The 26,086-nt window shown below is 42.5% G+C and carries 22 protein-coding genes and 5 pseudogenes; 16 read left to right on the top strand and 11 right to left on the bottom strand.

Annotated elements, in window-relative coordinates; all coding sequences use genetic code 11:
• Window positions 1-101 precede the first annotated feature (101 nt).
• Window positions 102-362 (bottom strand): ParB N-terminal domain-containing protein, encoded by a 261-nt coding sequence (locus tag ACYRY3_RS12825; RefSeq protein WP_460202043.1) that lies wholly within the window; start codon window positions 360-362, stop codon window positions 102-104.
• Between the two features lie 622 nt (window positions 363-984).
• On the opposite strand from ACYRY3_RS12825, the gene ACYRY3_RS12820 reads away from it, so the two are divergent.
• On the top strand, window positions 985-2,589 hold the full coding sequence (locus ACYRY3_RS12820) for a SpoIID/LytB domain-containing protein (protein ID WP_460202042.1): 1,605 nt from the start codon (window positions 985-987) through the stop codon (window positions 2,587-2,589).
• A 233-nt stretch (window positions 2,590-2,822) separates the two neighbouring features.
• Here ACYRY3_RS12820 and ACYRY3_RS12815 read toward each other — a convergent pair whose 3' ends face one another.
• Both ACYRY3_RS12815 and ACYRY3_RS12810 read right to left on the bottom strand, forming a co-directional pair.
• Window positions 2,823-3,122 (bottom strand): ferredoxin, encoded by a 300-nt coding sequence (locus ACYRY3_RS12815; protein WP_460202041.1) that lies wholly within the window; start codon window positions 3,120-3,122, stop codon window positions 2,823-2,825.
• A gap of 424 nt (window positions 3,123-3,546) precedes the next feature.
• Window positions 3,547-3,846 carry a ferredoxin gene (locus ACYRY3_RS12810; RefSeq protein WP_460202040.1) on the bottom strand — a complete coding sequence of 100 codons (300 nt, stop codon included), beginning with the start codon at window positions 3,844-3,846 and terminating at the stop codon, window positions 3,547-3,549.
• 294 nt (window positions 3,847-4,140) lie between these two features.
• Between ACYRY3_RS12810 and ACYRY3_RS12805 the strand changes: the two genes are divergently transcribed.
• Window positions 4,141-5,157, top strand: a complete 1,017-nt coding sequence (locus tag ACYRY3_RS12805) for a Gfo/Idh/MocA family protein (protein ID WP_460202039.1) — start codon at window positions 4,141-4,143, stop codon at window positions 5,155-5,157.
• A gap of 66 nt (window positions 5,158-5,223) precedes the next feature.
• On the opposite strand, the gene ACYRY3_RS12800 is transcribed toward ACYRY3_RS12805, so the two are convergent.
• Window positions 5,224-6,459, bottom strand: a complete 1,236-nt coding sequence (locus ACYRY3_RS12800; RefSeq protein WP_460202038.1) for a TetR family transcriptional regulator — start codon at window positions 6,457-6,459, stop codon at window positions 5,224-5,226.
• Window positions 6,460-6,644: 185 nt separating this feature from the next.
• Here ACYRY3_RS12800 and ACYRY3_RS12795 point away from each other — a divergent pair, with 185 nt between their 5' ends.
• Together ACYRY3_RS12795 and map are read left to right on the top strand one after the other, a co-directional pair.
• Complete coding sequence (locus tag ACYRY3_RS12795; protein WP_460202037.1) at window positions 6,645-7,493, top strand: acyl-CoA desaturase; 849 nt, start codon at window positions 6,645-6,647, stop codon at window positions 7,491-7,493.
• Between the two features lie 166 nt (window positions 7,494-7,659).
• Complete coding sequence (gene map, locus ACYRY3_RS12790) at window positions 7,660-8,442, top strand: type I methionyl aminopeptidase (protein ID WP_460202036.1); 783 nt, start codon at window positions 7,660-7,662, stop codon at window positions 8,440-8,442.
• 112 nt (window positions 8,443-8,554) lie between these two features.
• Here the strand turns inward: map and ACYRY3_RS12785 are convergent.
• From ACYRY3_RS12785 to ACYRY3_RS12775, 3 genes and pseudogenes are all read right to left on the bottom strand, one after another.
• Window positions 8,555-9,220, bottom strand: a pseudogene (locus ACYRY3_RS12785) (pentapeptide repeat-containing protein); the annotation flags it as partial.
• Window positions 9,219-10,565: pseudogene (locus ACYRY3_RS12780) on the bottom strand (ABC transporter transmembrane domain-containing protein); the annotation flags it as partial. The pseudogenes ACYRY3_RS12785 and ACYRY3_RS12780, both read right to left, overlap by 2 nt.
• Window positions 10,566-10,771: 206 nt before the next feature.
• On the bottom strand, window positions 10,772-11,584 hold the full coding sequence (locus tag ACYRY3_RS12775; RefSeq protein ID WP_460202035.1) for a DUF6816 family protein: 813 nt from the start codon (window positions 11,582-11,584) through the stop codon (window positions 10,772-10,774).
• A 531-nt stretch (window positions 11,585-12,115) separates the two neighbouring features.
• Between ACYRY3_RS12775 and ACYRY3_RS12770 the strand changes: the two genes are divergently transcribed.
• The 5 genes and pseudogenes from ACYRY3_RS12770 to ACYRY3_RS12750 form a co-directional block, all read left to right on the top strand.
• Window positions 12,116-12,994, top strand: a complete 879-nt coding sequence (locus tag ACYRY3_RS12770; RefSeq protein WP_460202034.1) for a DUF4388 domain-containing protein — start codon at window positions 12,116-12,118, stop codon at window positions 12,992-12,994.
• Window positions 12,995-13,126: 132 nt separating this feature from the next.
• Window positions 13,127-13,795, top strand: a complete 669-nt coding sequence (locus ACYRY3_RS12765; protein WP_460202033.1) for a roadblock/LC7 domain-containing protein — start codon at window positions 13,127-13,129, stop codon at window positions 13,793-13,795.
• 380 nt (window positions 13,796-14,175) lie between these two features.
• Window positions 14,176-14,730: a protoglobin domain-containing protein gene (locus ACYRY3_RS12760; protein WP_460202032.1), complete on the top strand. Its 555-nt coding sequence runs from the start codon at window positions 14,176-14,178 to the stop codon at window positions 14,728-14,730.
• A 504-nt stretch (window positions 14,731-15,234) separates the two neighbouring features.
• On the top strand, window positions 15,235-15,783 hold the full coding sequence (locus tag ACYRY3_RS12755) for a GTP-binding protein (protein ID WP_460202031.1): 549 nt from the start codon (window positions 15,235-15,237) through the stop codon (window positions 15,781-15,783).
• A 105-nt stretch (window positions 15,784-15,888) separates the two neighbouring features.
• Window positions 15,889-16,257: pseudogene (locus ACYRY3_RS12750) on the top strand (roadblock/LC7 domain-containing protein); the annotation flags it as partial.
• Between the two features lie 211 nt (window positions 16,258-16,468).
• On the opposite strand, the gene ACYRY3_RS12745 reads toward ACYRY3_RS12750, so the two are convergent.
• The 3 genes from ACYRY3_RS12745 to rpsU all read right to left on the bottom strand — a co-directional run bounded on the left by ACYRY3_RS12745 (window position 16,469) and on the right by rpsU (window position 18,413).
• On the bottom strand, window positions 16,469-16,873 hold the full coding sequence (locus ACYRY3_RS12745) for a ChuX/HutX family heme-like substrate-binding protein (RefSeq protein ID WP_460202030.1): 405 nt from the start codon (window positions 16,871-16,873) through the stop codon (window positions 16,469-16,471).
• A gap of 253 nt (window positions 16,874-17,126) precedes the next feature.
• Entirely contained in the window at window positions 17,127-18,086 is a 960-nt protein-coding gene (locus ACYRY3_RS12740; protein ID WP_460202029.1) for a PhoH family protein, read from the bottom strand.
• A gap of 165 nt (window positions 18,087-18,251) precedes the next feature.
• Window positions 18,252-18,413, bottom strand: coding sequence for a 30S ribosomal protein S21 (gene rpsU / locus ACYRY3_RS12735; protein WP_155744047.1), 162 nt, complete (start codon window positions 18,411-18,413; stop codon window positions 18,252-18,254).
• 14 nt (window positions 18,414-18,427) lie between these two features.
• Between rpsU and ACYRY3_RS12730 the strand changes: the two are divergent.
• The 6 genes and pseudogenes from ACYRY3_RS12730 to ACYRY3_RS12705 form a co-directional block, all read left to right on the top strand.
• Window positions 18,428-18,796: pseudogene (locus tag ACYRY3_RS12730) on the top strand (family 10 glycosylhydrolase); the annotation flags it as partial.
• A gap of 359 nt (window positions 18,797-19,155) precedes the next feature.
• Window positions 19,156-20,127, top strand: coding sequence for a sodium-dependent bicarbonate transport family permease (locus ACYRY3_RS12725; RefSeq protein ID WP_460202028.1), 972 nt, complete (start codon window positions 19,156-19,158; stop codon window positions 20,125-20,127).
• A gap of 5 nt (window positions 20,128-20,132) precedes the next feature.
• Window positions 20,133-20,444, top strand: a complete 312-nt coding sequence (locus ACYRY3_RS12720; RefSeq protein ID WP_460202027.1) for a P-II family nitrogen regulator — start codon at window positions 20,133-20,135, stop codon at window positions 20,442-20,444.
• Window positions 20,445-20,482: 38 nt separating this feature from the next.
• Window positions 20,483-21,229, top strand: a complete 747-nt coding sequence (locus tag ACYRY3_RS12715) for a carbonic anhydrase (RefSeq protein WP_460202026.1) — start codon at window positions 20,483-20,485, stop codon at window positions 21,227-21,229.
• Window positions 21,230-21,440: 211 nt separating this feature from the next.
• Window positions 21,441-22,799, top strand: coding sequence for a TMEM143 family protein (locus ACYRY3_RS12710; protein WP_460202025.1), 1,359 nt, complete (start codon window positions 21,441-21,443; stop codon window positions 22,797-22,799).
• Between the two features lie 17 nt (window positions 22,800-22,816).
• A complete protein-coding gene (locus ACYRY3_RS12705; RefSeq protein WP_460202024.1) occupies window positions 22,817-24,478 on the top strand; it encodes an RluA family pseudouridine synthase in 1,662 nt (553 codons plus the stop codon).
• A gap of 284 nt (window positions 24,479-24,762) precedes the next feature.
• Here the strand turns inward: ACYRY3_RS12705 and ACYRY3_RS12700 are convergent, their stop codons facing one another.
• Window positions 24,763-25,518: a DUF4058 family protein gene (locus ACYRY3_RS12700; protein WP_460202023.1), complete on the bottom strand. Its 756-nt coding sequence runs from the start codon at window positions 25,516-25,518 to the stop codon at window positions 24,763-24,765.
• Window positions 25,519-25,675: 157 nt separating this feature from the next.
• Here ACYRY3_RS12700 and ACYRY3_RS12695 point away from each other — a divergent pair.
• Window positions 25,676-25,909, top strand: a pseudogene (locus ACYRY3_RS12695) (Rieske 2Fe-2S domain-containing protein); the annotation flags it as partial.
• Window positions 25,910-26,086: the final 177 nt, after the last annotated feature.

Genomic DNA, 26,086 nt, shown 5'->3' with positions numbered 1-26,086 from the left:
CCTTAGTCCTTAGTCCTTAGTCATTAGTCCTTAGTCCTTGGTTCTTAGTCATTACAAAGAACAAATGACAAAGGACAAATGACTTATGACTGATGACTAGCTTACGCTAAATGCATTTTAAGAACACTTTTGGGAGCTTTGCGGACTCTGGCTAAAATGGTTTCTTTACCCAAACGCTGGCATGCTTCGTAGCGATGGCACCCAGAAAATCCGTAATACTGTCCGTCAACTTCTAAAACGTCTATTGGTTCTTGCTGTCCAATCTCTGCGATCGATTCCATTAGGGCTTTGACTTTCTTTTGATCGTTCTTTCGTGGCAAAGGTCGCCGTATTTGATTTAAAGGAATTTCTTGAATGACCATATGAGTTTTTTTAGTGGTAATGTTTGATGACTTATCTAAATCATACTCATTATGAGTTTATGTTGCAACTCTTTTGAAAAGTGAGATGGGTAGTAGAATCATCAAAAGATTTATGGCAAAATCCCCATACCGTAAAGGAAAATTTATAGGATGAAAAAAGTTGTATAAGGAACTTTTGGTATAAAACAACAGTCGTTGTGCCGGAAATGCTGCAATTTGATTTTTCTCCACGGACTTTTTTATGGGGGTAAGACTAAGTATTTTTCCTTAGGGATATTGCAATCAAAAACTAAATCCCCCGAGTAACAGAATGAGTGCAAAGGAAGGGTTTTGTGCCTTTAAGATGTATTCTCTGTTTATCCGGAATAAACTTGCACCTTAGTGTAAGATGTGCAGAGGAGGTGATAAATGTGGCAACCGCAACACTCAGGTAAAAACAGCCTTTTTTCTAACCAAATAGTTGCAAAGCCGCTAAGTTGAGTGCAAATTGCATCAACTTCAGACATAAATAAAACTTTTTAAATCTAGAGGATACAACCAGCTCGGCAACGATTAATCACAGTCAAGAAACATCTACCCCTAGACATAACACGATGGCTTTGGCGGCATAACTTAAGATTCCATGAAAATTATCTGGCGTATTTCTTATACCTTACTACCCTTGTTTTGTTTGTTAGGTCTGACTGGTGCGTCAGGTCCGGCTAGCAAAACCAAGGATGTAGAACTCAGGATTGGCATAGTGCAGCGATTTGGAGACGATCCCACAGAACAGCTGCAACTAGAACCTACCAAAGGCGATCGCCTGAAGCTGAAATTTCAAGACAGCAACAGACAGCAAATCGTCGTCACCGATCAACCCATAAAGTTAGAAGTCAGCATGCAACCTTTAGCGCAAGCCGTGGTAGAGGAAAGAGTCGTGCTGGGAGTCTACCGCACTTTTGAAACTGCCGAAGATAGTGCCAGAATCTGGCGAGAACGGGGAATAGAAGTGGAGTTAGCCCAGCCCGATCGCTGGCAAGTATGGGCAAAAAGGGACGTGTACAACACCCCCTTACTCAGACGCTTGCTTTTGCAAAGCGTACAAGCGGCTAATAATAAGACAGCATTTGTTGATACCCAAATTTTGCAACGGGTACCAATAATAAGTTGGCAAGTCAAGGGCAAACGCTACAGTCAGAAAACTGTAGAAATTAGCAGCGAACAGAATTTAATTCGGGTTAATGAAAGCCAAAAACCAGAAAAGGCACGCCTATATGCAGGAAGGATGGAAATTCAACCCAATGCTTACGGCAGCTATACTCTGGTTAACGAAGTGCCTTTAGAAACCTATTTGCGTGGGGTTGTGCCCTATGAAATTGGAACCTCGGCACCAACAGCAGCCCTAGAAGCACAAGCGGTTATTGCTCGTACTTATGCCCTCCGAAATGTACACAGATTTGCTATAGACGGATACCAATTATGCGCTGATACTCATTGCCAAGTTTATTATGGTTTGGGTGGAGCAGCTCCAAACACAGATCGGGCGATCGCAGCTACAAGGGGTATGGTACTTACCTACCAAAATCAGTTAGTGGATGCTTTATACTCTTCGACAACAGGTGGGGTGACTGCTTCGTTTAGCGATGTGTGGAATGGTAGCGATCGCCCTTATTTGCAACCTGTCGTAGATGCTCCAAGCCATAATTTATGGAGCTTAACGGGGCAAAGTTTAGCCGATGAAAACAACTTCGTGCAGTTTATCAACCGCAAGCAAGGATTTAATGAGAGTCAAGCAGACCTATTCCGGTGGAGAAGGGAAACAAAGCTAGAAGACATTGCCAAAGACCTACAAAAATTCCTTAAGGTGAAGAAGAGCCCCTTTGCAAAATTTAAAACTATTAAAGAGATCCAAGTTGTAGAGCGAAGCAAGAGCGGACGTATTCTGAAATTAGAGGTCAACACAGATATTGGCACTTTTACCTTACACAAAGACGAAGTTCGCAGTGCTTTTGCTGCTCCTGTGAGCACATTTTTCTATTTGCAACCCCTTAATAAAGGACAACCCGATCTTTGGGGATACGCCTTCATTGGTGGTGGCTTGGGACATGGAGTCGGCTTGAGCCAAACTGGTGCTCAAAATTTAGCAAATCTCGGCTGGTCAAGTCCCAAAATTCTTCAGTTCTACTATCCTGGAACCAAAATTCAAGTTTTCAGTGATGCACTTGAGTCCAATCAATTGAGTAGCTAACAACGAAATACAAGAGTCTGTGTCACACTAAAAGTAAGTCTATAAAGCAGGAACACAGTGGGCGCTGTGTTCCGTGCTGCATGACGTGAATCTAGACTGATTGCCAAAGTAGGTGTATGGAGCAGACACAGCAAAACAAAAATTCTTTTGTCTGTGCTGCTTCTTTTCTTTTACTGTTTTTGTAACAACAGTTGCTTTTGCAAAAAGTTTGTATTTAGAGCGAAGTAAGCAGTTTAGTAAAGTTCTTCTTCTTGATGGGTTTGGATAGTGCAATCAGAGGTTGGATAAGCGACACAGGTTAGCACATATCCTGCTTCAATCTGGTCATCATCTAAGAATGACTGGTCAGACTGGTCAACGGTACCAGACACAAGCTTACCTGCACAGGTAGAGCAAGCGCCAGCGCGGCAGGAGTAGGGCAGTTCAATACTTTTCTCTTCAGCCGCGTCTAGAATGTATTCATCATCTTTAACGTTGATAGTTTCGTTTATCCCTTCAGCCTCGCTGATAAGTGTCACTTTGTAAGTAGGCATTTTGGTAGTCCTCTCTTTTGTCAACAGCAGTATAAGTTATCCTAAAGCAATTACAACGGCTTCCCTCGTCAGATCGATCGCCTGTTCTAATTTGCTTCACTTCTGATACTACGAGAAAACTCAGAGGATACAACTGGAAATCAAGGGCGATTAGTAATGAAATTTTGTTACTCAAACATGATTAGTTTTACTTATAGCATTAACCGGATACTTGTTAAAGTATTACATAAATTTATAGCTAGCCAGTAAATTTTGAATAGATGAAAAGGTCACAATAGGAAAAAACCGGGTAGGTCTTTAGCACACAATTCAACAAGCATGACATAGACCTACCCACAAGTATGAATAGTTTCAGAGTAGGGAAGGTAGCAACTGCGATCTTTCTACCTTCCTACTTTTCTTGTATCAAAATCTATCGCTCAAGTTAGTAAATTTCTTCTTCTTGGTGGGTTAAGATAGTGCAGTCAGAGGTCGGGTAAGCTACACAAGTCAGCACATATCCTGCTTCAATCTGGTCATCATCCAAGAATGACTGGTCAGATTGGTCAATAGTACCCGATACAATCTTGCCCGCACAAGTCGAGCAAGCACCAGCGCGACAAGAGTATGGTAAATCGAGACCTTTCTCTTCAGCCGCGTCTAAAATGTATTCATCATCTTTGACGTTGATTGTCTCATTTAGCCCTTCTGCTTCGTTGATTAGGGTCACTTTGTAAGTAGGCATTTGGTAATCCTCTCTTTCGGCTAGATTGTTATAACTTCTCTTAATAACAACAGTGCGGCTCATCTCAATCAGACCAGCCGCCGTTCAAGTTTGCTTCACTTCTGATACTACGAGAAAAGTAAGAGGATACAGCTGAAAATCAGACGAAATTAAAAATGAAAGTTAGTCGCCCAAGAACTATTAAATTTACTTATATATGTAAGTAGCTAGTTGCTGAGTTATTAGATAAAGTTATACGTCGGTGAATCCTACGTAGTAGTTCAGTAAACTAATACATACATATCGGTGACTCCTATGTATGATAATTCTCCATTTTCGCAAGACCGTCCTGTACGCGTGGGTTTAGTTGGTACTGGAGCTGCTGCAAAGCTTAGGGCTGAAGCATTTGTGCAAGACAAGCGTTCTCATTTAGTCGCTATTGCAGGCAATACACCAGAAAAAACAGAAGCCTTTGCTAAAAGCTACGAAACAGAGATGGTCAATTCTTGGGAACATCTAGTGGAACGAGAAGATGTAGATTTGGTTGTCGTTTGTACTGTCAATCGCGATCATGGTGCCGTTGTACACAAAGCGCTAAAGAATAGCAAACACGTTGTCGTAGAGTATCCACTGTCTTTAGATGTGGCAGAAGCTGAAGAACTGATTGCACTTTCAAAAAGACAAAACCGACTTTTACACATCGAACATATTGAAATATTAGGTGGAGTGCATCAAGCTTTGAAGCAACACTTACCACAAGTCGGGCAACCATTTTTTGCGCGATACAACACAATCAAGCCCGAGCATCCCGCACCCCGGAAATGGACATACAATCACGAGCTTTTTGGCTTTCCTTTGATAGGTGCCCTTTCCCGATTGCATCGGCTTGTAGATTTATTTGGCGACGTTATGTCGGTCAATTGTCACAACCGATTTTGGACAGTGCAAACAGATTATTACCAAAGCTGTTTCTGCGAGGCTGTTCTGTCCTTTAACAGTGGTTTATTAGCCCATGTTATCTATGGCAAGGGTGAAACTCTGTGGCATCCAGAACGTAAGTTTGAAGTTCATGGTGAAAATGGCGGTCTGATTTTTAATGACGATACGGCGATTTTGATACAAGCAGGAGAAAGAAAACCTATAGAAGTTGGCACTCGACGGGGTTTATTCGCGAAAGACACAACAATGGTTTTAGATTGTTTGATTCATGGAACTCCGCTGTATATCACCCCAGAACAAAGCTTATATACTCTTAAAGTTGCAGATGCAGCAAGGCGTTCTGCTGAAGAAGGGATAACCGCGATCTGCAATCCGAGAGCGGAAACTTTATGAGCCAGAAGGGTCTATTTTCCGATTGACAGCCCCTTCTAGAGGAGAAGCAGTTTTTCTTAGCTTGTGCTATGATTTTCTATCTAGAACAACAGCCCGCATCAGAGCTAATTTTTCTCTGGCTCTGCGAGCATAAGATTGTAGTTTAATTAAATTCCAGCCTGTAATTAAACTCATTTCTTCCAAATTCATTCCCTTCATTAACATTTCTACACACCAAGTGTGTTGTGCTTGTTGAATAATCGGTTGTTGTCCTTCCGGTGTTAACAGCCCCTCAGTTAAAATCTGCCAGCGCTGTTGTATTTCTGCCTCTGAGATTGGCATACCGTCATCGTTAAGAAATAATGCTGTTTGCCCATCTTTACGCACCTTTAACCATTGAGTCAGTGGATTGCGAGTGTATGAACCATAGCGCTTGCCCATAATCCACTGATTAACTGGAACTTGTCGAACAGAACCTTGAGTTATCTGCAATAAGTGCTGTTTGGTATCTATCATTGGGTTTGTTCTGCTTTGCCCAACGGCAGGTATTCGCTCTAAGTTCACAATTTCTGCTGGCGATAAACCAGCTCCAAATAAAACGTATATGAGGGCATAATCGCGCAATCCCGATTTTTTTGCTCGTTGCAAAATGACATGGACTAAAGGGGCTGGTAAATCTACCACTTTCTCTATTAACATAGAGTCAGAATTGATTAAACTGGTAGAATTGGTGACTTGATTTAAAAACAGCGTCACCAAATTTTCCAAAAACTCATCTCTGTTGTGCCAAAGTTCGTGAAATTCACTCGTAAATTCAACCACGGCATACCCTATTAACATACTATTAAGTAAACTAGCTAGCTTTTGGGCTGGCAATTGCGTGTTTACTTGTTCGCGAGCTATTACTGTTGCTAAATATTCAGCAACATCGTGGTTGGCTTGGGCTAATATTCTGCCAAGTGCTTGACGATTTTCAACTGGATAATTGCCAGCCTCACCGACCAAAGAACGTACCAATTCAGGAACTTTGTCTAAAGCCTGCAAGCGGTCTTCACAATAATCTTTCAGCCCTTGGTAAAAACTGGTTGTTTGGCTCCCTTGTATTTTTAAGACTTCGCCCAACTCTTGCAACACTGGAGATTCACAGATGACTGCTAGGAGCAGCCCGTACTTGTTGCCGAAATGGCGGAATAGCGTCACTTCGTTGACTTCTGCTAATTCTGCAACCGCTTTTGTCGTAGTTTCTGTGATTCCTTGAGTTGTGAATAACGCTCTAGCTGCATTGATCAGTCGCTGTCGAGTAGAAATTATTTGACCAGACATAAGTAAAAAGTGCAAGTAGCACTTGCATTTAAAGTTTATCCTTGCTAAGCTGAGACATGTAAGTAGCACTTGCATCCTCTACTCATACTTTAGCTGTCTTGACCAGTTTTTACAGAGGATGTGGAAGCAGTACAGTATTGTTCTGTACTCGTCGCTTTACAGTACACACGTCAAAGGAAAGATTCATGACTACAAACTCAGATGTGACTGTGGAGAAGCAGCCGCTCGCTCTGAGCTGGATCAACGTAGTATTTTTCGGTATAATTCATGCCCTAGCTTTATTAGCTCCTTGGTGTTTTTCTTGGTCTGCTTTGGGAATAACAATATTCCAGCACTGGCTGTTTGGCAGTATCGGAATTTGTTTGGGTTATCACCGACTCTTAAGCCACCGCAGTTTTTCTGTACCCAAGTGGTTGGAATATGCGATCGTCACCTTAGGATCTCTGGCGATGCAAGGAGGTCCAATCTCTTGGGTAGCTGGGCATCGTTTACATCACGCTCATACAGAAAATAGAGACAAAGACCCCTATTCTTCCGAACGGGGTTTTTGGTGGAGCCATATGCTTTGGATTTTGTACCCGCGTCCGGAGTTTTTCGAGTATAAACATTACAAAAGATTTGCCCCAGAACTAGAACGCGAGCCATTCTACCGATGGCTAGATCGCTACTCCTTGCTGCTTCAAATTCCTGTTGGCGTTCTATTGTATGCCCTCGGTGGATGGAGTTTTGTTGTCTACGGTATCTTTGTCAGAGCCGTATTGCTTTGGCACACCACTTGGTTAATTAACTCTGCGGCTCACCTGCGTGGCTACCGTAATTTTCAGTTGAATGACAATTCTCGTAATCTTTGGTGGGCAGCCATTCTAACCTATGGAGAAGGTTGGCACAATAATCATCATGCTCACCCGAATGTGGCAAAAGCAGGATTGCATTGGTGGGAAGTTGATATGACTTGGTGGGCAATTCAAGTTTTGCAAACTCTTGGGTTAGCAAGGAAAGTTGTCATGTTTCCAAAACCAAAAGCAGAAGTTTGACCAATCCTTTGTGATTTTTTTTGCACGGAGAAATACTTGATATCGTCCCCATCCTAACCCAATCGGTCAGGGTGGGATATAATTTGAGCGATATTTGTCCAAAGGTTTCTCTGCTACTCATCCCAACTTATAGTGAACTATATAATGATGGTTTAAACTAAACTTTATGAACAACAGCAAAACGATTGTTTTATTATCCACTAGAGAAATAGAAAAAATGCGTAAGGCTGGACGCTTGGCAGCCGAACTGCTCCATCACCTAGCACCGATGGTTAAGCCAGGAGTCAGCACTCTTGAGTTAAATGACGAAGCAGAACGTTGGACGCAAGCTCATGGAGCTAAAAGCGCCCCTCTTGGTTACAAGGGTTATCCTAAATCAATATGCACTAGTATTAATGAAGTGATTTGTCACGGTATTCCCAGTGCCAAACAGATTCTTCGCGATGGCGACATTATTAATATTGATGTGACACTCATTGTTGATGGCTACCACGGTGATACATCTGAGACATTTTTTGCGGGCACACCTTCCCCCAAGGCTCAAAAGCTGGTAGAGGTAACAAGAGAGTGCCGCAGAAGAGGTATTCAGGAAGTTAAGCCAGGAGCCTACATAGGAGACATTGGGGCTGCTATCCAAGAGTATGCCGAAGCACAGGGTTTTTCTGTCGTGCGAGACTTTGTAGGACACGGTATCAGTAATGTGTTCCACACTGCACCGGAAATTCCTCATTACGGTACCCGTGGAAAGGGAAAACGTCTCAGACCTGGTATGGTCTTTACCATTGAACCCATGATTAACGAAGGGACTTGGGAAGTGGAAATTTTAAGCGATGGCTGGACTGCTTTGACACGCGATCGCAAACTTTCTGCCCAATGCGAGCACACTATAGCTGTGACGGAAGAAGGTTTTGAAGTTTTAACCCTAAGAGAAGGTGAAACCTTCGCCTAATAGCGAGTGGTTAGTAGTTAGTAGTTAGTGGTTAGTGGTTAGTGTTTGGTGGTCAAATCGTTGTTTCATTTGACGACTAGCTACTAACCGTTACTAACCGCTAATGCTCCTCTTATTTTCCCAATTTATTGGGAATACCTTCGCAACCACCGGGGATGGTACCTCTTGTTTTTTCACCGCCCCAAGCACAGCAATAATATCTTGCCGGCTCAGACAGCCGTTGGACATCACTGAAATTGGCATTTTCTACAACAGCACCAGTGTGTTCCCCAGTTTCATAGTTTGGCGGTTCAGTACGGCTGCGTGGTGATGCCATTTCAACAGAACCATAAAATAGACGCGTTCCATTGAGGTCAGCACCTCTGAGATCTGCTTCATACAAGATAGTGCGGGAAAGATTTGCTTTGACCAGATCGCTGTTCCTTAGGTCAGCACGGACAAGATTTGCTTCAGACAAATCAGTCCAGCGCAAATCTGTTGCAGAAAGGTCAGCACCTGCTAGCATGACACCCAAATCAATAACGCGCACACCCTCAACGCGATCTTCAGCATAACCACCTGTCCCGTTGAGAATCGGTCTACCCAATCGTCGATCGCGCTTGAGAGGTGTCAGCAATCTAGACCGCGAAAGAAAGCGAAGAATTTTTGCTTTGCCACTCCCATCCACACTACTTAGGATTGCTGCAGTGCGACCCTCGGCAATAGCACGTTCTTGGGGCCAATCTTCTAATAATCCTTCTTCATCCAAGACTAAATCGGAAACGCCTTGGAAATAGGAGGTCTACTTCTTGGTGAACGATCGCCAACCTGCGTCTGTACTTACTTACATTCAAAGTACGAATATCCTCACCGTCAATGAGAATCCGACCTTCTTGAGGTTCAAAATACCTGAGTAACAGCTTAACTAAGGTTGATTTACCAGAACCAGAACGCCCCACTAACGCTACTGTTTGATACGGCTCAATCAAGAGATTGATATCGTGTAAAACCGGGCGATCGCGATCGTATCCAAAGCTAATATGAGAAAACTCAACTTTCCCAGTAAATTGATAGGGATTGCTTGTGACGTTTGTCTCGTCTAATAACCCCTCAGAATCCAGCCCCGTTGGTTCTTTGAGAAAATCGTGGAACCTTATCATAGATGTATAGCGGCGAGCAAAAATCTCCGCTTGGTTGCTGATAGGTTCCAACTCAGCATATGCCATGCTCGAAAGTGTGAGTGTCATAACAAAGTGACCGAGGCTAAGTCTCCCATCTACTGTTGCTGCTAATGTCAAACCCAGTATCGTAAATACACAAAATTGAATGACCGTCCTTTGCCAAGTTTGCAGCTTGACATAACCCTTGTGAATGCGATATTCAACGAGTTTTAATTCCCGTGATAACCTGATATTTTGTCGCTTTAACTCATGAGCTTCAGTCGCAAAAGCTTTTACAGTTTTGATGTTAGTGATGATTTCTGATGTGCGGCTTTCTGTATCTTCTATGTATTTATCCAGGAGGTTATCGTGCCAAATCAGCCGCTGCATTTTTTTCAGGCTGAAACCCAGGATAACGACAAAGGAAATCAGATATAAAAGAGCAATCCGCCACTCCACAAACCAGATAAATACAAAGATTGCTAACACCCGAAACAGTTTGGGAAGTAACTGTCCGGTGACTTCAGGGTAAGTCCAAGTATGGTTGGCAATTCCTCTAGCTACTCGTCCGGCAATACGTCCGGGGTTGTTTTCGTCATAAAATTCTAAAGGTAAAGTCAGAATCTTCTCTATAGCTGTTTGACACTGAACTCGACGCGCCCTTAAGGCTATATCCCAATGAAACCAATTGGTTAACCAAGGCTGGGTTGGCGCTCTCACTACTGTGGCTAGAAAAATTAAACCCAGTAATGTGCCTAACTCTAAAGGTTTACTTACTGGGTAGTTGGTGAGATTTGACAGATTTGCGATCGCTTCTTGAAGTGGTCTATCTAGGGGTTGGTTGGACAACACATTTAAAATTTGCCCGATAGCATAAGGCACCACCAAATCAATGACTTCATATACACTGGTTGCGGCGATACTAAAAGCGCCAACTGACCAGTAAGGACGAAAGTAGTTGAGAAGATCTCGAAAATTTGCCATGATGCACACTATTCTTGGAGCGCGAACCTGTAACTCCTAAGTCTTTTATACTACACACATACTACAAAACGCGTCAATAGTTTGAATATGTAAATCATTCTTTCGGAGTAGAACACAGGGGACAAGGAAGACAAGGGGGACAAGGAAGACAAGGAGCAGAATAACAAATGACCAATGACAAATGACCAATGACCAAGGACAAATGACTAATCACTTTTGGAAAAAAATTCCAGGCGATAGCGGTAGAGAGCGACAGGTCGAGAAGCCGCACGAAAGTAATTTGGATCTTGGGGTGACAAGTAAACAGCAGTGACCTGATCTGCTTCTATCGCAGGGTTTGCTTGCTCTAGTTTGTGGTATTCAGTAGTGGATTCCACAATGTTGAAGTAAGGACGCCCACCACTCTTAAAGAACTGTTGGAACACCTCAGTTGCAATAAACTTGCCATCAGATGTAGTTTCGGTGGCGCGATCGCTCACTATGGAAACGAGCTGGCGTTCACCACGTAAAAACGTTATCTGACGATTGGGAGAATCTGGATCGACTTTGACTGCTAGCACGGCATCATTTAAATATGCTCGCGCCAAATTCAAGCCATTAAACGCTCTATCGGCAACGACTGCTGGGGCAGTTCTTTTAGCGGTTTTGGCTTGAAAAAACTGCGGAGTTGCTTTGCTGTTTACGAAAGGGAGCGTTTTCAACCCAGTCGCAGGTATTTTTTCCCTGACAAATCGCACCTGGAAACTTATCGGTTCATTGAGATACTGACGATTGCTCTCAAATCCTGGTGTAACAATATCGGGAGCCAGGGGAGCAACTAAATCGGTCAGGATGCTTTTCACCTCCCAATTACCCACCATCCATTCGGGGTAAACCAAATCTCCCACTGCTGGTTGCACTGAGGTTAATTTTTCCCATTGAGAGAAATTTGCCAGTCTCTCCGATAACTCCCCAGCCTCCGCCTCCCCATTCCAAAGCAGACACAGCAGAACTAAGCAACAAGCCCAAACTATCTTCATGGAAGTATTAAAATATATTGCAATATGTTAATTTTATTTTGAGCAATAACTTATTTTAAAAAAAACTTCTCTAGCTTTTTTACTACCAAATTTAATGAAAGTATTATAAAAATAAATAAAAACATTTTTTTCTAAGTACTTTTTCTATCTGAAAGAGGTTAAAAGCCAAGGTAATTGGAGAAAGTTACCTGCTCAAAAACCCAATAGCTGGAAACAATAGTGTTTTGTAGTTCTTCTCTACTCTTGGTCAGTATGTGCTATAGAGAAAATTATTTACAGTAGCTGATTTTAAATATACATTAATTTAATAATTTTAAGTGATATTACGTAAATTTATAGTTATTAGTCTTTCTTATCAGTAATATTACTCTTTCTCATAAGAAAGATATGTATTTATCCTTCTAGATATAAATGCTGAATCACTAAAGATTAAATCACTTTTTATCAAAGCAGTTATCAAAATTGCTTTTGCAGAAATATCTATCAGGGTGCAAGCTCCCATCAACATCATATTGAATACCCCTTGCACTAATGACTCTATCTAGTTCTTTTACGGATTTTTCCCTAGGTGAATTGTTTCAACTGATTGACCAAGGACGAAAATCAGGCTGTTTAACAGTCTGCACCTTACCAGACCTCCATTCTCCCGGTTCTAAATCTCAGTATTTTTACATTTGGTTTAGACAGGGGCGAGTGATAGCAGCTTCCAATCGCTTGAACGGTCAAAGATTAGCTTCTAAGATTGTAAATCGCGGTTGGGCAAATTTGAATGTTATAGAAGAAGCTTGCAATCACGCTTCCACAACAACCCCTCTTGGTCTATTGCTGAAAACTGAAGGCGTGTTAAGTAGCGAGCAGCTCAATTTATTGTTTGCCAACCAATTGCAGCAAGTTCGGGAGCTTTTTGAAATTCAAAAAGGCGTGTTTAAACTTGATAGTAAAGCAGTGTTGCCTTTAAAAGAAATGACTGGATTGAGTCTGAGAGCAATAGAAGTGGCTCTTATGGCTTTGAGAGTATTGAAAGATTGGAAAATGCTAGCTGATGTACTCCCAAATGCTAGTTCCGCGATCGCGAGTATTTTTCAAGCAAAACCGCAAATTCGCTTGCACGCCTTAGAATGGCAGGTTTGGGAATTTGCTAATGGGAACATTTCTTTGAATGCGATCGCCGGTCAACTCAACCAGCCAATTGCTTTAGTTCAGCAAGCTGTTTTCCGGCTGATGCTAGCGGGTTTGGTAGAAGAGGTTCCCAGACCGATATCAACATCTGAGTTAAGTGACTACCCCATAGATGAGAGTATAGCGAACGCTTGTGAATTGGGACGGCAGAAATCAAAGGAATCAGAACCATTGAAACTGAGTACTGCATTTCTGCAAAATTTAGTTGGTTTTTTAAAGAGCAAAACTTGATGGTGAGTAGATAGTAGTTGGTAGTTAGTTGTGTTTCTACCAACCACTAACCACTATCCAATAACTACTAACCACCATCATTCATAGTGTAATAATTAAGATCGCAGTCTTAGAGTAAGCAGTTTAGCCGCCATGCCTTTGGGCAAAATCCTGAATTTACTATTAGCAGCACTTGAGAGAATATCAGCGGAACCCACGACAGTCAAAAACTCGCAAATCTCAAAAGCGCCATCAACTGGAAATGTGGAAACTACTGAAGTCAATGCTGCTATAATAACAGATTTACTGACGGTTACGGAAACTGACGACAGTAGCTATGACTTTCTCCCTCAGACGCCAGTTGCTACAACTGTCTCAAGCAAACCAACAGAAGAGCACAACAATAGGCTGTCTCCTGAATCTCCCCTACCAAAAATATTTGAGGCAACAGACACGAGCAAAATTTCAATACTACACGATGAGTTGCAAAACTTTGTTTCTAGTAGTAACGAGGTTCAGGGTGCTATTCTAGCGAGCCCAGATGGATTAACATTAGCTTCTGTTCTGCCAGCACAAATGGATGAAGAGCATACTGCCGCCATGTCAACATCTATGCTTTCCTTAGGGGAACGCATTGGCACGGAACTTGCTCGCGGGAGTGTCGAACGTGTTGTCATAGAAGGCGATCGAGGTTATGGAGTGTTAGTTGGCTGCAGTCACGACGCTGTTTTATTAATTCTTGCTAGTTCTACGGTTAAACAGGGTGTCTTGTTTTTAGAAATTAAACGTGCTGTTGCCAAAATTGCCCTGTTATTGGAATAAGCCAGATGAAGTTATGGCTTTACCGTCATTTGTCCTTTGTCTTTTGTTCCTGGAGGTAAGACAAACGATTGACGATCGAGAACAAAGGATGACCTGTACGCCTTTAAATAGATTTGTACTGAATTTCTTAATTACCCTGTTTCCCAATTCACCAAAGCGAATGGATAAAAGGGGCTGCAATTTTCTCTAGGATAAGTATTTATTCATATAGGAAAACCGTATTTATTGAGATATAAATATAACAAGCTAATCTCAGCGAATTCTTGGAGTAAATTAATGTTACAGAGATAAAAACCGTTAAATAAATCTGTTATTTTTTAGTAGCTGTTTGGGACTCATCTGAATCTTGTGTTTTTGTTGATACTTAGGAGAACGGGACAATGACTTTAGAACCACAGGCGTTTATGTCCGCACTGGTAAAGCGTTCTAGCTTTACAGATGAAGATAAGGCTTTGCTCAAATCTAATGCAGATTGGGGGTTAGAAATTGCGTCTCAAATGGCTGACCACTTCTATGCTTACTTAGGGCGTGATGAGGAAATGAACGCGATTTTGCATACTGGAGAAGAGCGTATTCATCGCCTTCATGAAACCTTCACTAAATGGTTCCATGAGATGTTTACAGGTATTGATAACTGGGGTTCAGCCTATGCGGATCGTCGTTGGAAAATTGGTCTAGTTCACGTTCGTATTGGTATTGGTCCCCAACATGTTGTCCCTGCAATGGCGACCGTGATATACGAAGTGGGTAAGCGGTTACAAGCTGAGGGGAAAACAGAAGCTCTCAAAGATGCTCTCAGTCGGATCTGCATGATTGACTTAGCTTTTATAGAGCAGGCTTATGTGGAGGTATCTTCGGCTGCTGTTCTCCAAGAGACTGGTTGGACAGAAGGTTTGTTTAGGCGGTTAATTGCGACTGGTGCGCGTTCTATGTAAAAATTCTTTACGAAATGAATCTCAAGGTCTAATTTCCAAAGTAAATAAAATGACCGAAGCGTTCACCCATACAGGGTGTATTTACCAAGTATCTTTCGGTAGCTTGGAAAACTTATAAAATTATTATAGTTCCAAATTATACATCTACGACCGTAGGAAGTCTTTCCGAGAGGAACTTAAAAATTGTAAAAAGCTTTACAAGTAAGCAGTAACTCAGTTTGAAAATTAACTAACTACTGTAGTAAAATCCCAAAGATACCGATGTAACTATTTCAGGGTGTGGAATGTGTGATGCAATTTTTAGAGCGATTGCATCAGTGTGGACAAAAGTCATGATTGTCACATTTCCTGAAGAGGCAAAAAGCTAATGTATCTCATACAATTATCCCCACTCATTAGGTCAATCCTACTGAACACAGTTATATTTACTTGGCTTGAGATTATTTGCAGCACTTCCCAAGCGCTCTTTGCGGTCATTGCTACAGCCTTGCGGAGGTATAAAAAATGGCAATCCTACGCGTAGTGGTAACGGGAGGCGTAGGCGCGGGAAAAACAAGCTTGATTCGTACAATCAGTGAAATAGACGTCGTAGATACCGATAGGAGAGCGACAGATGAAGTAGCACAATTCAAGGAGAAAACTACGGTTGCTTTGGATTTTGGGCGACTCACTATTGCACGGGATCAATCTCTACACCTGTATGGCACTCCCGGACAGATGCGGTTTGACTTTATGTGGGACATTCTCATTGCCAAAGCACACGCTTACATACTGCTCATAGATGCACACCGTCCGGAACAATTACGATTTGGGCGGAGAATTCTCAGTTTCATTAACCAAAAACTGAAATTACCACACATCATCGGGCTTACACACACCGACTGTCCGGATGCATGGGAAGCGGAAGATGTAGCTATTGCTTTGGGGCTGGTAGATGAAAAAGCACGACCCCCAATCATTACTGTCAATGCTACTAATAAAGCTTCTGTCGCACAAGCTTTGATTGCTCTTGTTCACGAAATAGCTAACTTTCACAAAGATTCTACTCTATAGCTTGAAGTTGCGATAAGAGCCAAATTTTTAGAAGACACATCAGAGTGCGTACTTTTAACAGCAAAAATACAACACCCAGATTAATTATTTTGGAGAAGTACAGTCATGATTAACGTTTCAATGCTGCAAGATGAATTGCAAAACTTTGTGTCTGGCAGCGCTGAGATTCAAGGCGCTATTCTTGCTAGTCCTGATGGTTTGGCATTAGCTTCGGTGCTGACGGTGGGAATGGATGAAGAGCGTACTGCTGCCATGTCAGCATCTATGCTTTCACTGGGTGAACGTATCGGACGGGAACTCGCCCGTGGGAATGTTGACCGTATTGTTGTTGAAGGTGAGAAAGGTTACGGTATTTTAGTAGGTTGCGGTCAAGAAGCTGTTTTATTGGTTCTTGCTAGTGCATCTGCTAAACAAGGTGTTTTGTTTTTAGAAGTCAAGCGCGTTGTTGCTAGGCTTGCACCTCTGTTGGCTTAATTGTCAAACGATAAGTTGTAAGGGATTTCCAATACATAAATTCTCCTTTGAATGTGGTACGGGCGTCCTCACCCTTACTGTGCAAATGGCGGGCTGGAAACCCGCACCACAAGAAATATTTGAAGACTTTTTTATTTGGAAGTCCCTAAACTGTTTCATCCCCATGCACAAATGCAGGGACTTTCACCCTTTAATTTTTGGTAAAACTTTTTCAAATCTCAGAGGGGGCTGGTTCCCAAACTTCACCGTACTTTTCTCGTAAAGCTTGCCAAGCCTCTACTTGACCTGGTTCATATTCTCCTGGCTTACCCCACTGCAAAAATGCACTTAAGGCTGGTTCTTGTTTTTCATCAAGAAAGCGGATGGCATAAGTAGTAAAGTTACCTCTTTTTGCCTCTCCTGTTTCAAATTTTACTTGAGTAATCTTATCCATATTCAAGTGAAATTCAAAACCTTCGGTATGCATATTCGCATATTTCCCTTTCGGTAATTCTGCATAAAACAGCTTTTCTATCTTGCCCCGTGCCTCTAAGACAGCTGCACTACTTGTGACAATCAGACGTAATGTACCCAAAGTCTCACAAGCTTCTAAAAATTCCTTTAACGTGGCTGTCATCGTTAATTTCCCTTACTTCCTTGTTTAAATTTTACAGTACTGGACACAGAGGTTGGTGGTTAGCCGACTACTACCCACTAACCACCAACCATCACCTAAGTAAGTCGGTGTGAATAAACAGAAATACGTTACAAAATGTAAATGCATCTGAAACCCTTACAAATGACCCTCCAACCCGCCTACAGGGCTGGACTCACCAATGACAAATGACTAAGGACGCCTTTACCAGTTACGTTTTTTCTTACCGACTTACTCAATGACTCTTTTCATAACCTTCGTAGGCTGCGACAATTTCCTGAACAAGAGGATGGCGCACGACATCTTTTTGGGAAAATTCGCAAAAGCCGATACCTTTTACATGTTTTAGAATATGCAAAGCCAGTGTCAACCCAGATTGTTGGTTGGGCAGTAAATCAGTTTGTGTGATATCACCCGTAATCACCATTCGGGAATGGAAACCCAAACGGGTCAAAACCATTTTCATTTGAGATGGTGTGGTGTTTTGAGCTTCATCGACGATAACAAAGGAGTTGTTAAGGGTCCGCCCTCGCATATAGGCTAAAGGAGCAACTTCAATCACTCCTCTTTCCATTAATGATGGTACTTTTTCTGGGTCGATAAATTCATTGATAGCATCGTAGAGTGGGCGCAGATAGGGATTTACTTTCTGTTGTAAGTCTCCAGGCAAAAAACCCAATCTTTCACCCGCTTCTACAGCAGGGCGTGTTAATATTATCCTTTCAAATTGGTTTGCCAGCAGTGCTTGTACGGCAACAACAACTGCAAGGAATGTCTTACCAGTTCCTGCAGGACCCGTACAAAAGGTGAGGTCGCGCTCGCGGAGTGCTTCTATATACTGCCGCTGTTTTAAGGTTTTAGCGCGGACTTCTTCGCCTTTGCGTGTCCGAGCGATGACATTTCGCTGCAACTCGTGCAGTTCATTTTCTCTATGGGTGTCGAGGGCATGACGGGCTGTTAATATATCCGTACTGGTAATACTATTGCCTTTACTCCAAAGGTCTTCGAGCGATCGCACTAATCGACTAGCTAGGTCAATTTGCTTGTCCGTCCCCGATATATGAAGTTCCTGTCCGCGCAGTACCAGGCTTGCTCCTGTTTGTCGGGCGAGTGTTTTGAGATTTCCTTCTCCTTCTCCGGCTAGTGCGATCGCACTTGGTATATTCGGTAGTTGAATTGTTAAGTTATTAGTCATTAGTCATTAATTAAGGGAAAGTAGAGACGCGAGGAAGCGCTTCTCTACTTCGTTTAGGTTTGATTTGCAATGAACTCAAACCTTCACTTTGACAGCTATCAGTTTTTTATGTGTAACTGAATGACTGGTTACTGGACATTGAGAAATGTTGGTGCGATCGCTCATTTAGTAGCGACCTCCTTTGCGTGCGACTTCCGCTTTGCGCTTCCGGCGCAGACTGGGTTTTTCGTATCTTTCGCGACGTTTGACTTCGGATAAGATGCCGGCTTTTTGAATTTTCTTTTTAAACCGCCTTAATGCTGAGTCTATTGACTCATTTTCTCCCAAACGGACTTCAGCACCTGCAAGACTGGCTCACTTGGGTGCGGATGAATATAGTGGACGAGTTGATTGTGCAAGTCTATCGTCCCAATCTAGATAGTTTTATCCAAAAGATTTCTCGCCCAGAAATGCAAGAAGTCCAACAAACGATTCCCACTGGGATCGGTATTATGGCAGGGTTGCGGAATAATCCAGTTCCTTTGCGACAAATTCAAGCTCAAGTGAGGGCTGTCCAAGAACGTGGTTTGGGTGTAGCCTTCTTTTACTTAGAAAGTCTGTGGAACTACGCTCCAGAACCTGCCAAAGATCGGCTAGCTGGGCTTCAAACCCTCTTTCCATCTCCCGCACTCCGGGCTAGGGCTGAACAACCTGTTAGTACAAATGATTGATGTTGTCAAGAGAATAGAGTTTCTCATCTGTGTGAGTTTTAAGCCGCAAACGAACTAGCATATATCGGCAAAAATAAGGCTACCATTGCAAAGGTTGTCAAGATTGCAGTATAAAGCCGTTACTATCATCCTTTAGCCTTTATATCTAAGCCTTTTTGTACTAGCATCTACCTAAAAGCAGGTTTGGACGTAGAAAAAAATACTATGCCTTGGAAGTGATTTATATAACCAATGGATTGTATCACCCAATTGACACAAGGTATCCATACAAGATACATCATGGTTCAATGGTTATGATAAGTTGTTTCCGATGAAACTTTTTTTAATTCTCGGGTTCACAAGCAAAGGGGAGGGGTAATATGGATACTAGCTTGATCGTATCCAACATCCTGAATCCTCCAGTTCTGTTTTTCTTCTTGGGGATGACTGCTGTTTTTGTCAAGTCCGATCTGGAAATTCCCCCACCTGTACCAAAATTCCTCTCGCTTTACTTACTGTTTTCTATTGGGTTTAAGGGGGGAGTGGAACTGGTCAAAAGTGGAATTACTCAAGAAGTCATCCTGACGCTTGTGGCTGCAATGTTAATGGCTTGTGTGGTTCCGATTTACACTTTTTTTATTCTCAAGTTAAAGCTGGATACCTACGATGCTGCCGCGATCGCAGCGACCTACGGCTCAATCAGCGCTGTTACTTTTATCACAGCAAGTGCCTTTTTGAGTGAGCTTGGCATTACTTTTGACGGCTTTATGGTAGCAGCCCTTGCCTTGATGGAATCCCCAGCCATCATTGTTGGTCTCATCCTAGTGAATATATTTACAACCGATAACGAGAAGCGGGACTTGTCTTGGTCTGAAGTGTTGCAAGAAGCGTTTTTAAACAGTTCCGTCTTTCTGTTAGTTGGTAGTCTTTTGATTGGTATCCTGACAGGAGAACACGGTTGGCAGGTTTTGGAACCATTTACACAGGGACTGTTCTACGGTGTTCTCACCTTCTTTTTGCTAGATATGGGACTGGTTGCGGCTAGAAGAATTAAAGACTTGCAAAAAACCGGCTTTTTCCTCATCTCATTTGCGATACTGATTCCAATCGTTAATGCTAGCGTGGGGTTAGCGCTCGCCAAATTCATTAGTATGTCTCAGGGAGATGCGCTTTTGTTTGCGGTGTTATGTGCCAGTGCCTCGTACATTGCTGTCCCAGCTGCTATGCGGATGACCGTTCCTGAAGCCAATCCCAGCTTGTACGTTTCTACTGCTCTGGCGGTGACATTTCCATTCAATATTATTGTGGGCATTCCACTTTATTTATATGGAATTAACCTGTTGTGGAGGTAATGATTATGCATCTCGTTAAAAAGATAGAAATCATCGCCAATTCTGTTGAACTTGGCAAAATTTTAGATGGTTTAGACCATGCAGGTGTTCACGGTCATGCAGTCATTCGAGGTGTCGCGGGGAAAGGATTGCACGTAGGGAATGAAGATTTAGACATGACGATGTTAGACAATGTGTACATCATCGCATTCTGTATGCCAGAACAATTAAAGGCTGTCGTAGAAAACATCAGACCCATTCTGAATAGGTTTGGAGGTACTTGTTACATCTCAGATGTTATGGAGATTCGCTCCGTCAAATGTGTCGCCTCTCTGTAAGAGAATCATGAACCCAAGGTAAATCTAGAGAAACATTTATGGAACGTCGTGATTTCTTAAAGTTGGGAACCATTGGAGCAGTTGGTTTGGGATTAACCGCTCTTGATTCATTGTGGCATATTCAACAAGCTCAAGCCGCCGAATTGCCACGTCGCTTTCCTCAACTTGGGGAACCAGAACAAGGAAGTGGATCTCCAACCATTTCTGAATCCCTCAGCCCTGATGCTGCATTGCAAAAGTTGATGCAGGGAAATCAGCGCTTTGCTCAGAACCTTCCTCAACATCCTTATCAATCCCCGGCTCGGTTAAAGGCAGTTGCTCAAGCTCAACACCCATTTGCAACCATTTTAAGTTGTGCCGACTCACGGGTGCCAGCAGAAATTATTTTCGATCGCGGTATCGGAGACATCTTTGATGTTCGTATTGCCGGAAATATTGCCACACCTGAAGCAATTGGCAGTATTGAATACGCAGTCGCCCTGTTAGACACGCCCCTACTTCTGGTACTGGGTCATGAACGCTGTGGGGCGGTAACGGCCGCCGTGAAAAACGAAGAGTTGCTTGGTGATATTAGCACTTTTGTCAAAGCAATTCTACCAGCCGTGAAAAGAGTCAAGGATGAACCAGGTGACGCAGTTGAGAATGCCGTGATTGCTAACGTTCACTATCAAATTGAACACCTAAAGCGATCTGCGATTTTAACTGAGCGCTTGTTATCAGGCAAATTGAAAATTATCGGAGGTCGTTATGACTTGGATACAGGGAGAGTAAATATTATTACTTGATTTCGTGGAGGGGTGTTGACTGCTTGCATAAATATGGGCAAGTCCAGACTGAATTAGGTATTTTGCCCATATTCTAATATTAAGAACGTCTACATAGTCCCTTCTAAACCAAAGAACAAAGTCAGAAAGTCTGAGCAATAAATAGAACTCGAGTCAAGAAACGTAAATATCCCTAAAACCCTTTCCCATCATAACAAATGACCAATGACCAATGACTAAGGACAAAACTTATGAACATCGAGAAGCATTTATTCCCTACCGTCGCAGTGAAATTATCGAACTTTGCCTCCAAGATGGTCAGCTAAATGCTCTTGAGACTGAAAAGTTTAAAGATTTCTGCCAAATCCTATCTGCATATTACCACTTTCGCTTTCACAAAACCTTAGAAATTATTAAGGACAACTACGGGTCCTTTAATCCAAATGAAGATTTTCAACCACTTACTCAACCAACCCTAGAGCAGTATGATGAGATGGAGTCAAAAGTCATTGATGCATTTCATCACATTTTAGAAAGAGCTAATTACATTCTCTTGCCCGAATCGACCATACAACGAGCATTAAACAAGAAATCTTTAATTGAATTAAAAACTCAAGTTGATTTCAAAGACTTCGAGAGATTTTTTTTCTATTATCAAGGTGAAATATCAGAGAAAATTTTGATAAAAAAGCTTTGGTTTTGGCAGGAGGAAAAGACAATCGATGTTTTTGAAAGGCTGGTTTTGCTAATTAAGTTTAAAGAAGCGGCTTATTTTCGAGGAAAAAACAATAAGAGAGAAAACCTAAACTTTCTTCCTGGAAAAATGTATGTCTATTTCTATAAAAATATTCCAAAATTAGATATTGAATTACTCTTTCCTAATGTCGTTACAAGTATGACCTGGAAAGACAGACTGCTATTTGGTATTCCTGCCATTGGGGCAGCAATTCCCCTAATCTTAAAGGCATTACCGAATCTGTTACTGCTTATTGCTGCAATTTTGCTAGTGTTCAACGCACCATCTCTGCTTCAATCCTTGGGTTTAGCTTTAGAACAGCATAGCAATCGAAATGTAATGCCCGTTTTAGTCGCAGCCCTATCATTGGCGATCGCTCTAGGTGGATTTGCCTTCCAACAATATAACAATTACAAAAATAAAAAAATCAAATTCCAAAAAGATGTGACCGATACGCTGTTCTTTAAGAATTTAGCCATTAATACTAGCGTCTTTCAGATGCTTATTGACATCGCTGAAGAACAGGAGTGTAAGGAAATTATTCTGGTTTATTACCATCTTCTGACAAGCCCCACTCCGCTAAATCCACAACAGCTAGACTCTCGCATCGAAACTTGGATGGAGAGGAAATTGGGTATTAAAATTAACTTCGATATCCACGGCCCATTAAATAATTTAAAAGATATTCGTGGCAAAGCAATCCCAAATCCCCAAGCAGCCAACAACACACCTGAAATTCCTCTACTTACATACGATAACCAGGGATTTTGCCGCGTTCTTCCACTACATGATGCTCTGGCAGTCCTGGATTATGTTTGGGACAATGCCTTTCGGTACAACGATATATCTTTTTAATTGATATCATACTTTGTATGGTAATTCTTCATCCGCTTTCAGATTTTATTGACAGCAGTTGTATCGTTGACGGCTTATCGCCCAGCTACTGGTATGAAGGGCTTTGTCCCCAAAATGGTAAGCTGCTGAAACTGCCTCGCACTCCACTAGCAGAAGCGATCGCCACTAGTTTAATGCGATATCTTGCCTCCAATAACCGTTATTCCCGTGAGGGTAAGATGTACGGAGTATTGCTAGTTGAACTACCTTCAGGCGAACAACGGGTACTCAAAGCTTTCTCCGGGCTGCTTAACGGTAACAGTGTAGTGGAGGGTTGGGTACCCCCCATTCCAGGGCGAGAACAAGTTGCCTTAGACGAAACTCGCACATTGGCTGAGTTGGAAGCAATCAAGCAAGAACTGATTAGTCTCAAGCAACTTCCAGAACGACAGCAGTACGAAAAAGTATCTCGCGAGTTTGAGTTACGCCTGCAAGAAACCCGCCTTCGCCATCAAGATTGCAAACAGCAACGACACGAAAAACGTCAGATATTCTGCGAAACGCTTACCGGAGAATCACTCACTACTGCCCTAGAACAACTTGATGAAGAAAGTCGTCGGGATGGAATTGAGCGACGGCGGTTGAAACACCAACGCGATGAAATATTGCAGCCACTCAAACAGACCGTTGACGCAGCCGATACACGAATTTGCCAACTGAAACAGCAGCGTAAAGAACTGTCCCGACAACTTCAAGCTCAGATGCATGCCAGTTACTCCCTAATGAATTTTTTAGGGAAATCTTCATCATTGCAACAGTTAATGCCGGGAGGTGCTATGCCCACAGGGACAGGAGACTGTTGTGCCCCAAAGCTACTCCATTATGCAGCCACACACGGTCTAAAACCATTGGCAATGGCAGAATTTTGGTGGGGACCTTCCTCTAACAATCAAGATAAAGTCCAAGGAGAATTTTACGGCGCGTGTACGGAACGCTGTCAGCCATTAATGGGGTTTCTGCTATCAGGATTGCCGACTGCAGATATGGAGACTAAGCATGGCTGGTCTCTACGCCTACCTATTCTTTACGAAGATCAATGGTTGATTGCGGTGAACAAACCCCCAGGGCTACTATCAGTTCCAGGGCGTTATCGCGAGCGCCAAGATAGCGTTCTCAGTCGTTTGCGTCATTTGTTACCAGATGGCATGGGTCTTATTGCCGTGCATCGCCTGGATTTAGAAACATCTGGCATTCTTTTGTTGGCTCGAGATCGACAAACTTACCGTCAACTGAGTCAGCAGTTTCAGCAACGGCTGGTTCACAAAGTTTATGAAGCCGTCCTTGCTGGTTCCGCCACCAGCGATCGAGGTATCATTGAACTGCCGTTATGGGGAGATCCAGAAAACCGCCCCTATCAGCAAGTGAATTGGCAGTATGGAAAACTCAGTGTGACTCACTTTCAAGTGATAGGGAAAGAAGGAAACTACACTCGCGTAGAATTTATTCCACTTACAGGGCGTACCCATCAACTAAGAGTTCATGCTGCTAGTGTTAAAGGGCTTGGGATACCCATACTAGGCGATCTTCTCTATGGCTGTAGTGCAGGTGCTACCCGGTTACACCTACACGCTAGGGAACTGCGCTTCAAACATCCCCAGTCAGGAGAAACCTTGCACTTACTAACAAAAACGCCATTTTAACAAAATCATAGGGCTTTATAAATCAATACGGTTCAGATAAAACCAGAACCTTTATCAGGAACACAACGTAGAGACGCTTCAAACAGCGCGGCTCTACACACATGATTTTTTATACATTAACCTTAACTGAACCGTATTGCGTTATAAGTCCAAAAAATCACAAATTATGCTGTCGAAGAAACTGTTCAAATGCCAGAACAGCATCATACTGGTCGGGCATAGCGATATGTTGCAGCAACACGTTTGGGTCTAACTCTATCTTGGTATGTCGGGAGAGCTACTTTTTAGGACAGCAAACTTCGCAGCCAAGCTTCATCTTCTACAGATAATTTGGGAGTGCAGGGTGTATTATAGTCAATGGCGAGCTCTAGTCTAGCGCGATCGTACACCTGATGTAGCAAGAGTTGTAATTCCAATAGAGGCTCTTGTTCTCCTTTACGCAGAGGAATCGGAAAAGCTGGTATTGGCTGACTTAAGTTAAAGGCGTACAATTGTGCCTTTGGACGTTGAGAACTGCGGCTAATTAAGATACGGTAATCCGATGAAACTGCGCCAATCATGGGAAGTGGCTCACCTCCCCGCAATAAATCTATTTCAACTAAGTGAGTCCTACTCGTGAGAATTTTTTGTCGTTTTTGCAGATAAGCGCTACGTCCTTCACCAGTGCGTTTCTTTTTAGGTGATAGCAGTTCGATTGTAGTTATGACATTTCTTGTAGCACCTTCGCGAATTTCTAAGAATCTTTCTTGGATTTCCTCTGCAATTGGAACCTCAATGTTAAGAGGTTCAACTACAGCAGTGGAAGTTGACGCTTGAGTTGTTTTTGGTACAGAAGAGGTGACCGACACATCTGGAATGCCAACTAATACACTTTCCCCAGCTTCGCTCAAGTATACCCGCTTTTCTACAGCCACACGATAATCTCGACTGAGACAATCATCAAGCTTATCGGCAATCGCTACAATCATGCGGCTGTGAAATTCTGACCAGAATTCCGGGTTTTCCAAATAAGGATTCATGCCAGGTAAAGGAGAGGGCATGGTCAAACATCAAATAGGAACAATTTTAATATATATATTACTAGCTTGTTGACGATACTCTTTTTCTGAAATGCTTGGTAGCAGTTTGTTTGCTGGCAGCAACCTCTGATATGTATTAAAATTTATTAAGAAAGTTTATGTAAAAAAAGGGGTATCTGTGACTACTGAGATGAGTCTGCAAGGAAATGTGCCTGATGTTGTCGAACCATTTGAACAGCAAGAAGAAGGAATATTCCAATGGACTAAGCAGTGGTACCCAGTAGCCGTTGTCAACTTCTTAGACCCTTCTCGCCCACACGCCATGCAGTTACTGGGAAAGGATATTGTGTTGTGGCGGGATGGTGCTGGGAAATGGCGTTGTTTTGAAGATTTTTGCCCCCATCGGCTTGCACATTATCCCCCCACTGAATTCTGGTGGGCACTTGGAGGCGCAATTTTATTTGCAATAGTGGGATAACTGCTGAAGAAATTGAGTCGGCTCTTCTATGTTTATGAGTTTGACCATGCCCGTAATGACTGATTGTTTTATGACATATGTAGAGATGTAGCATATTACGTCTCTACAAGC

Source organism: Scytonema sp. NUACC21, from assembly GCF_054684315.1.
The sequence above is the reverse complement of the archived record's forward strand: the minus strand, read 5'-3'. Positions and strand labels throughout refer to the sequence as shown.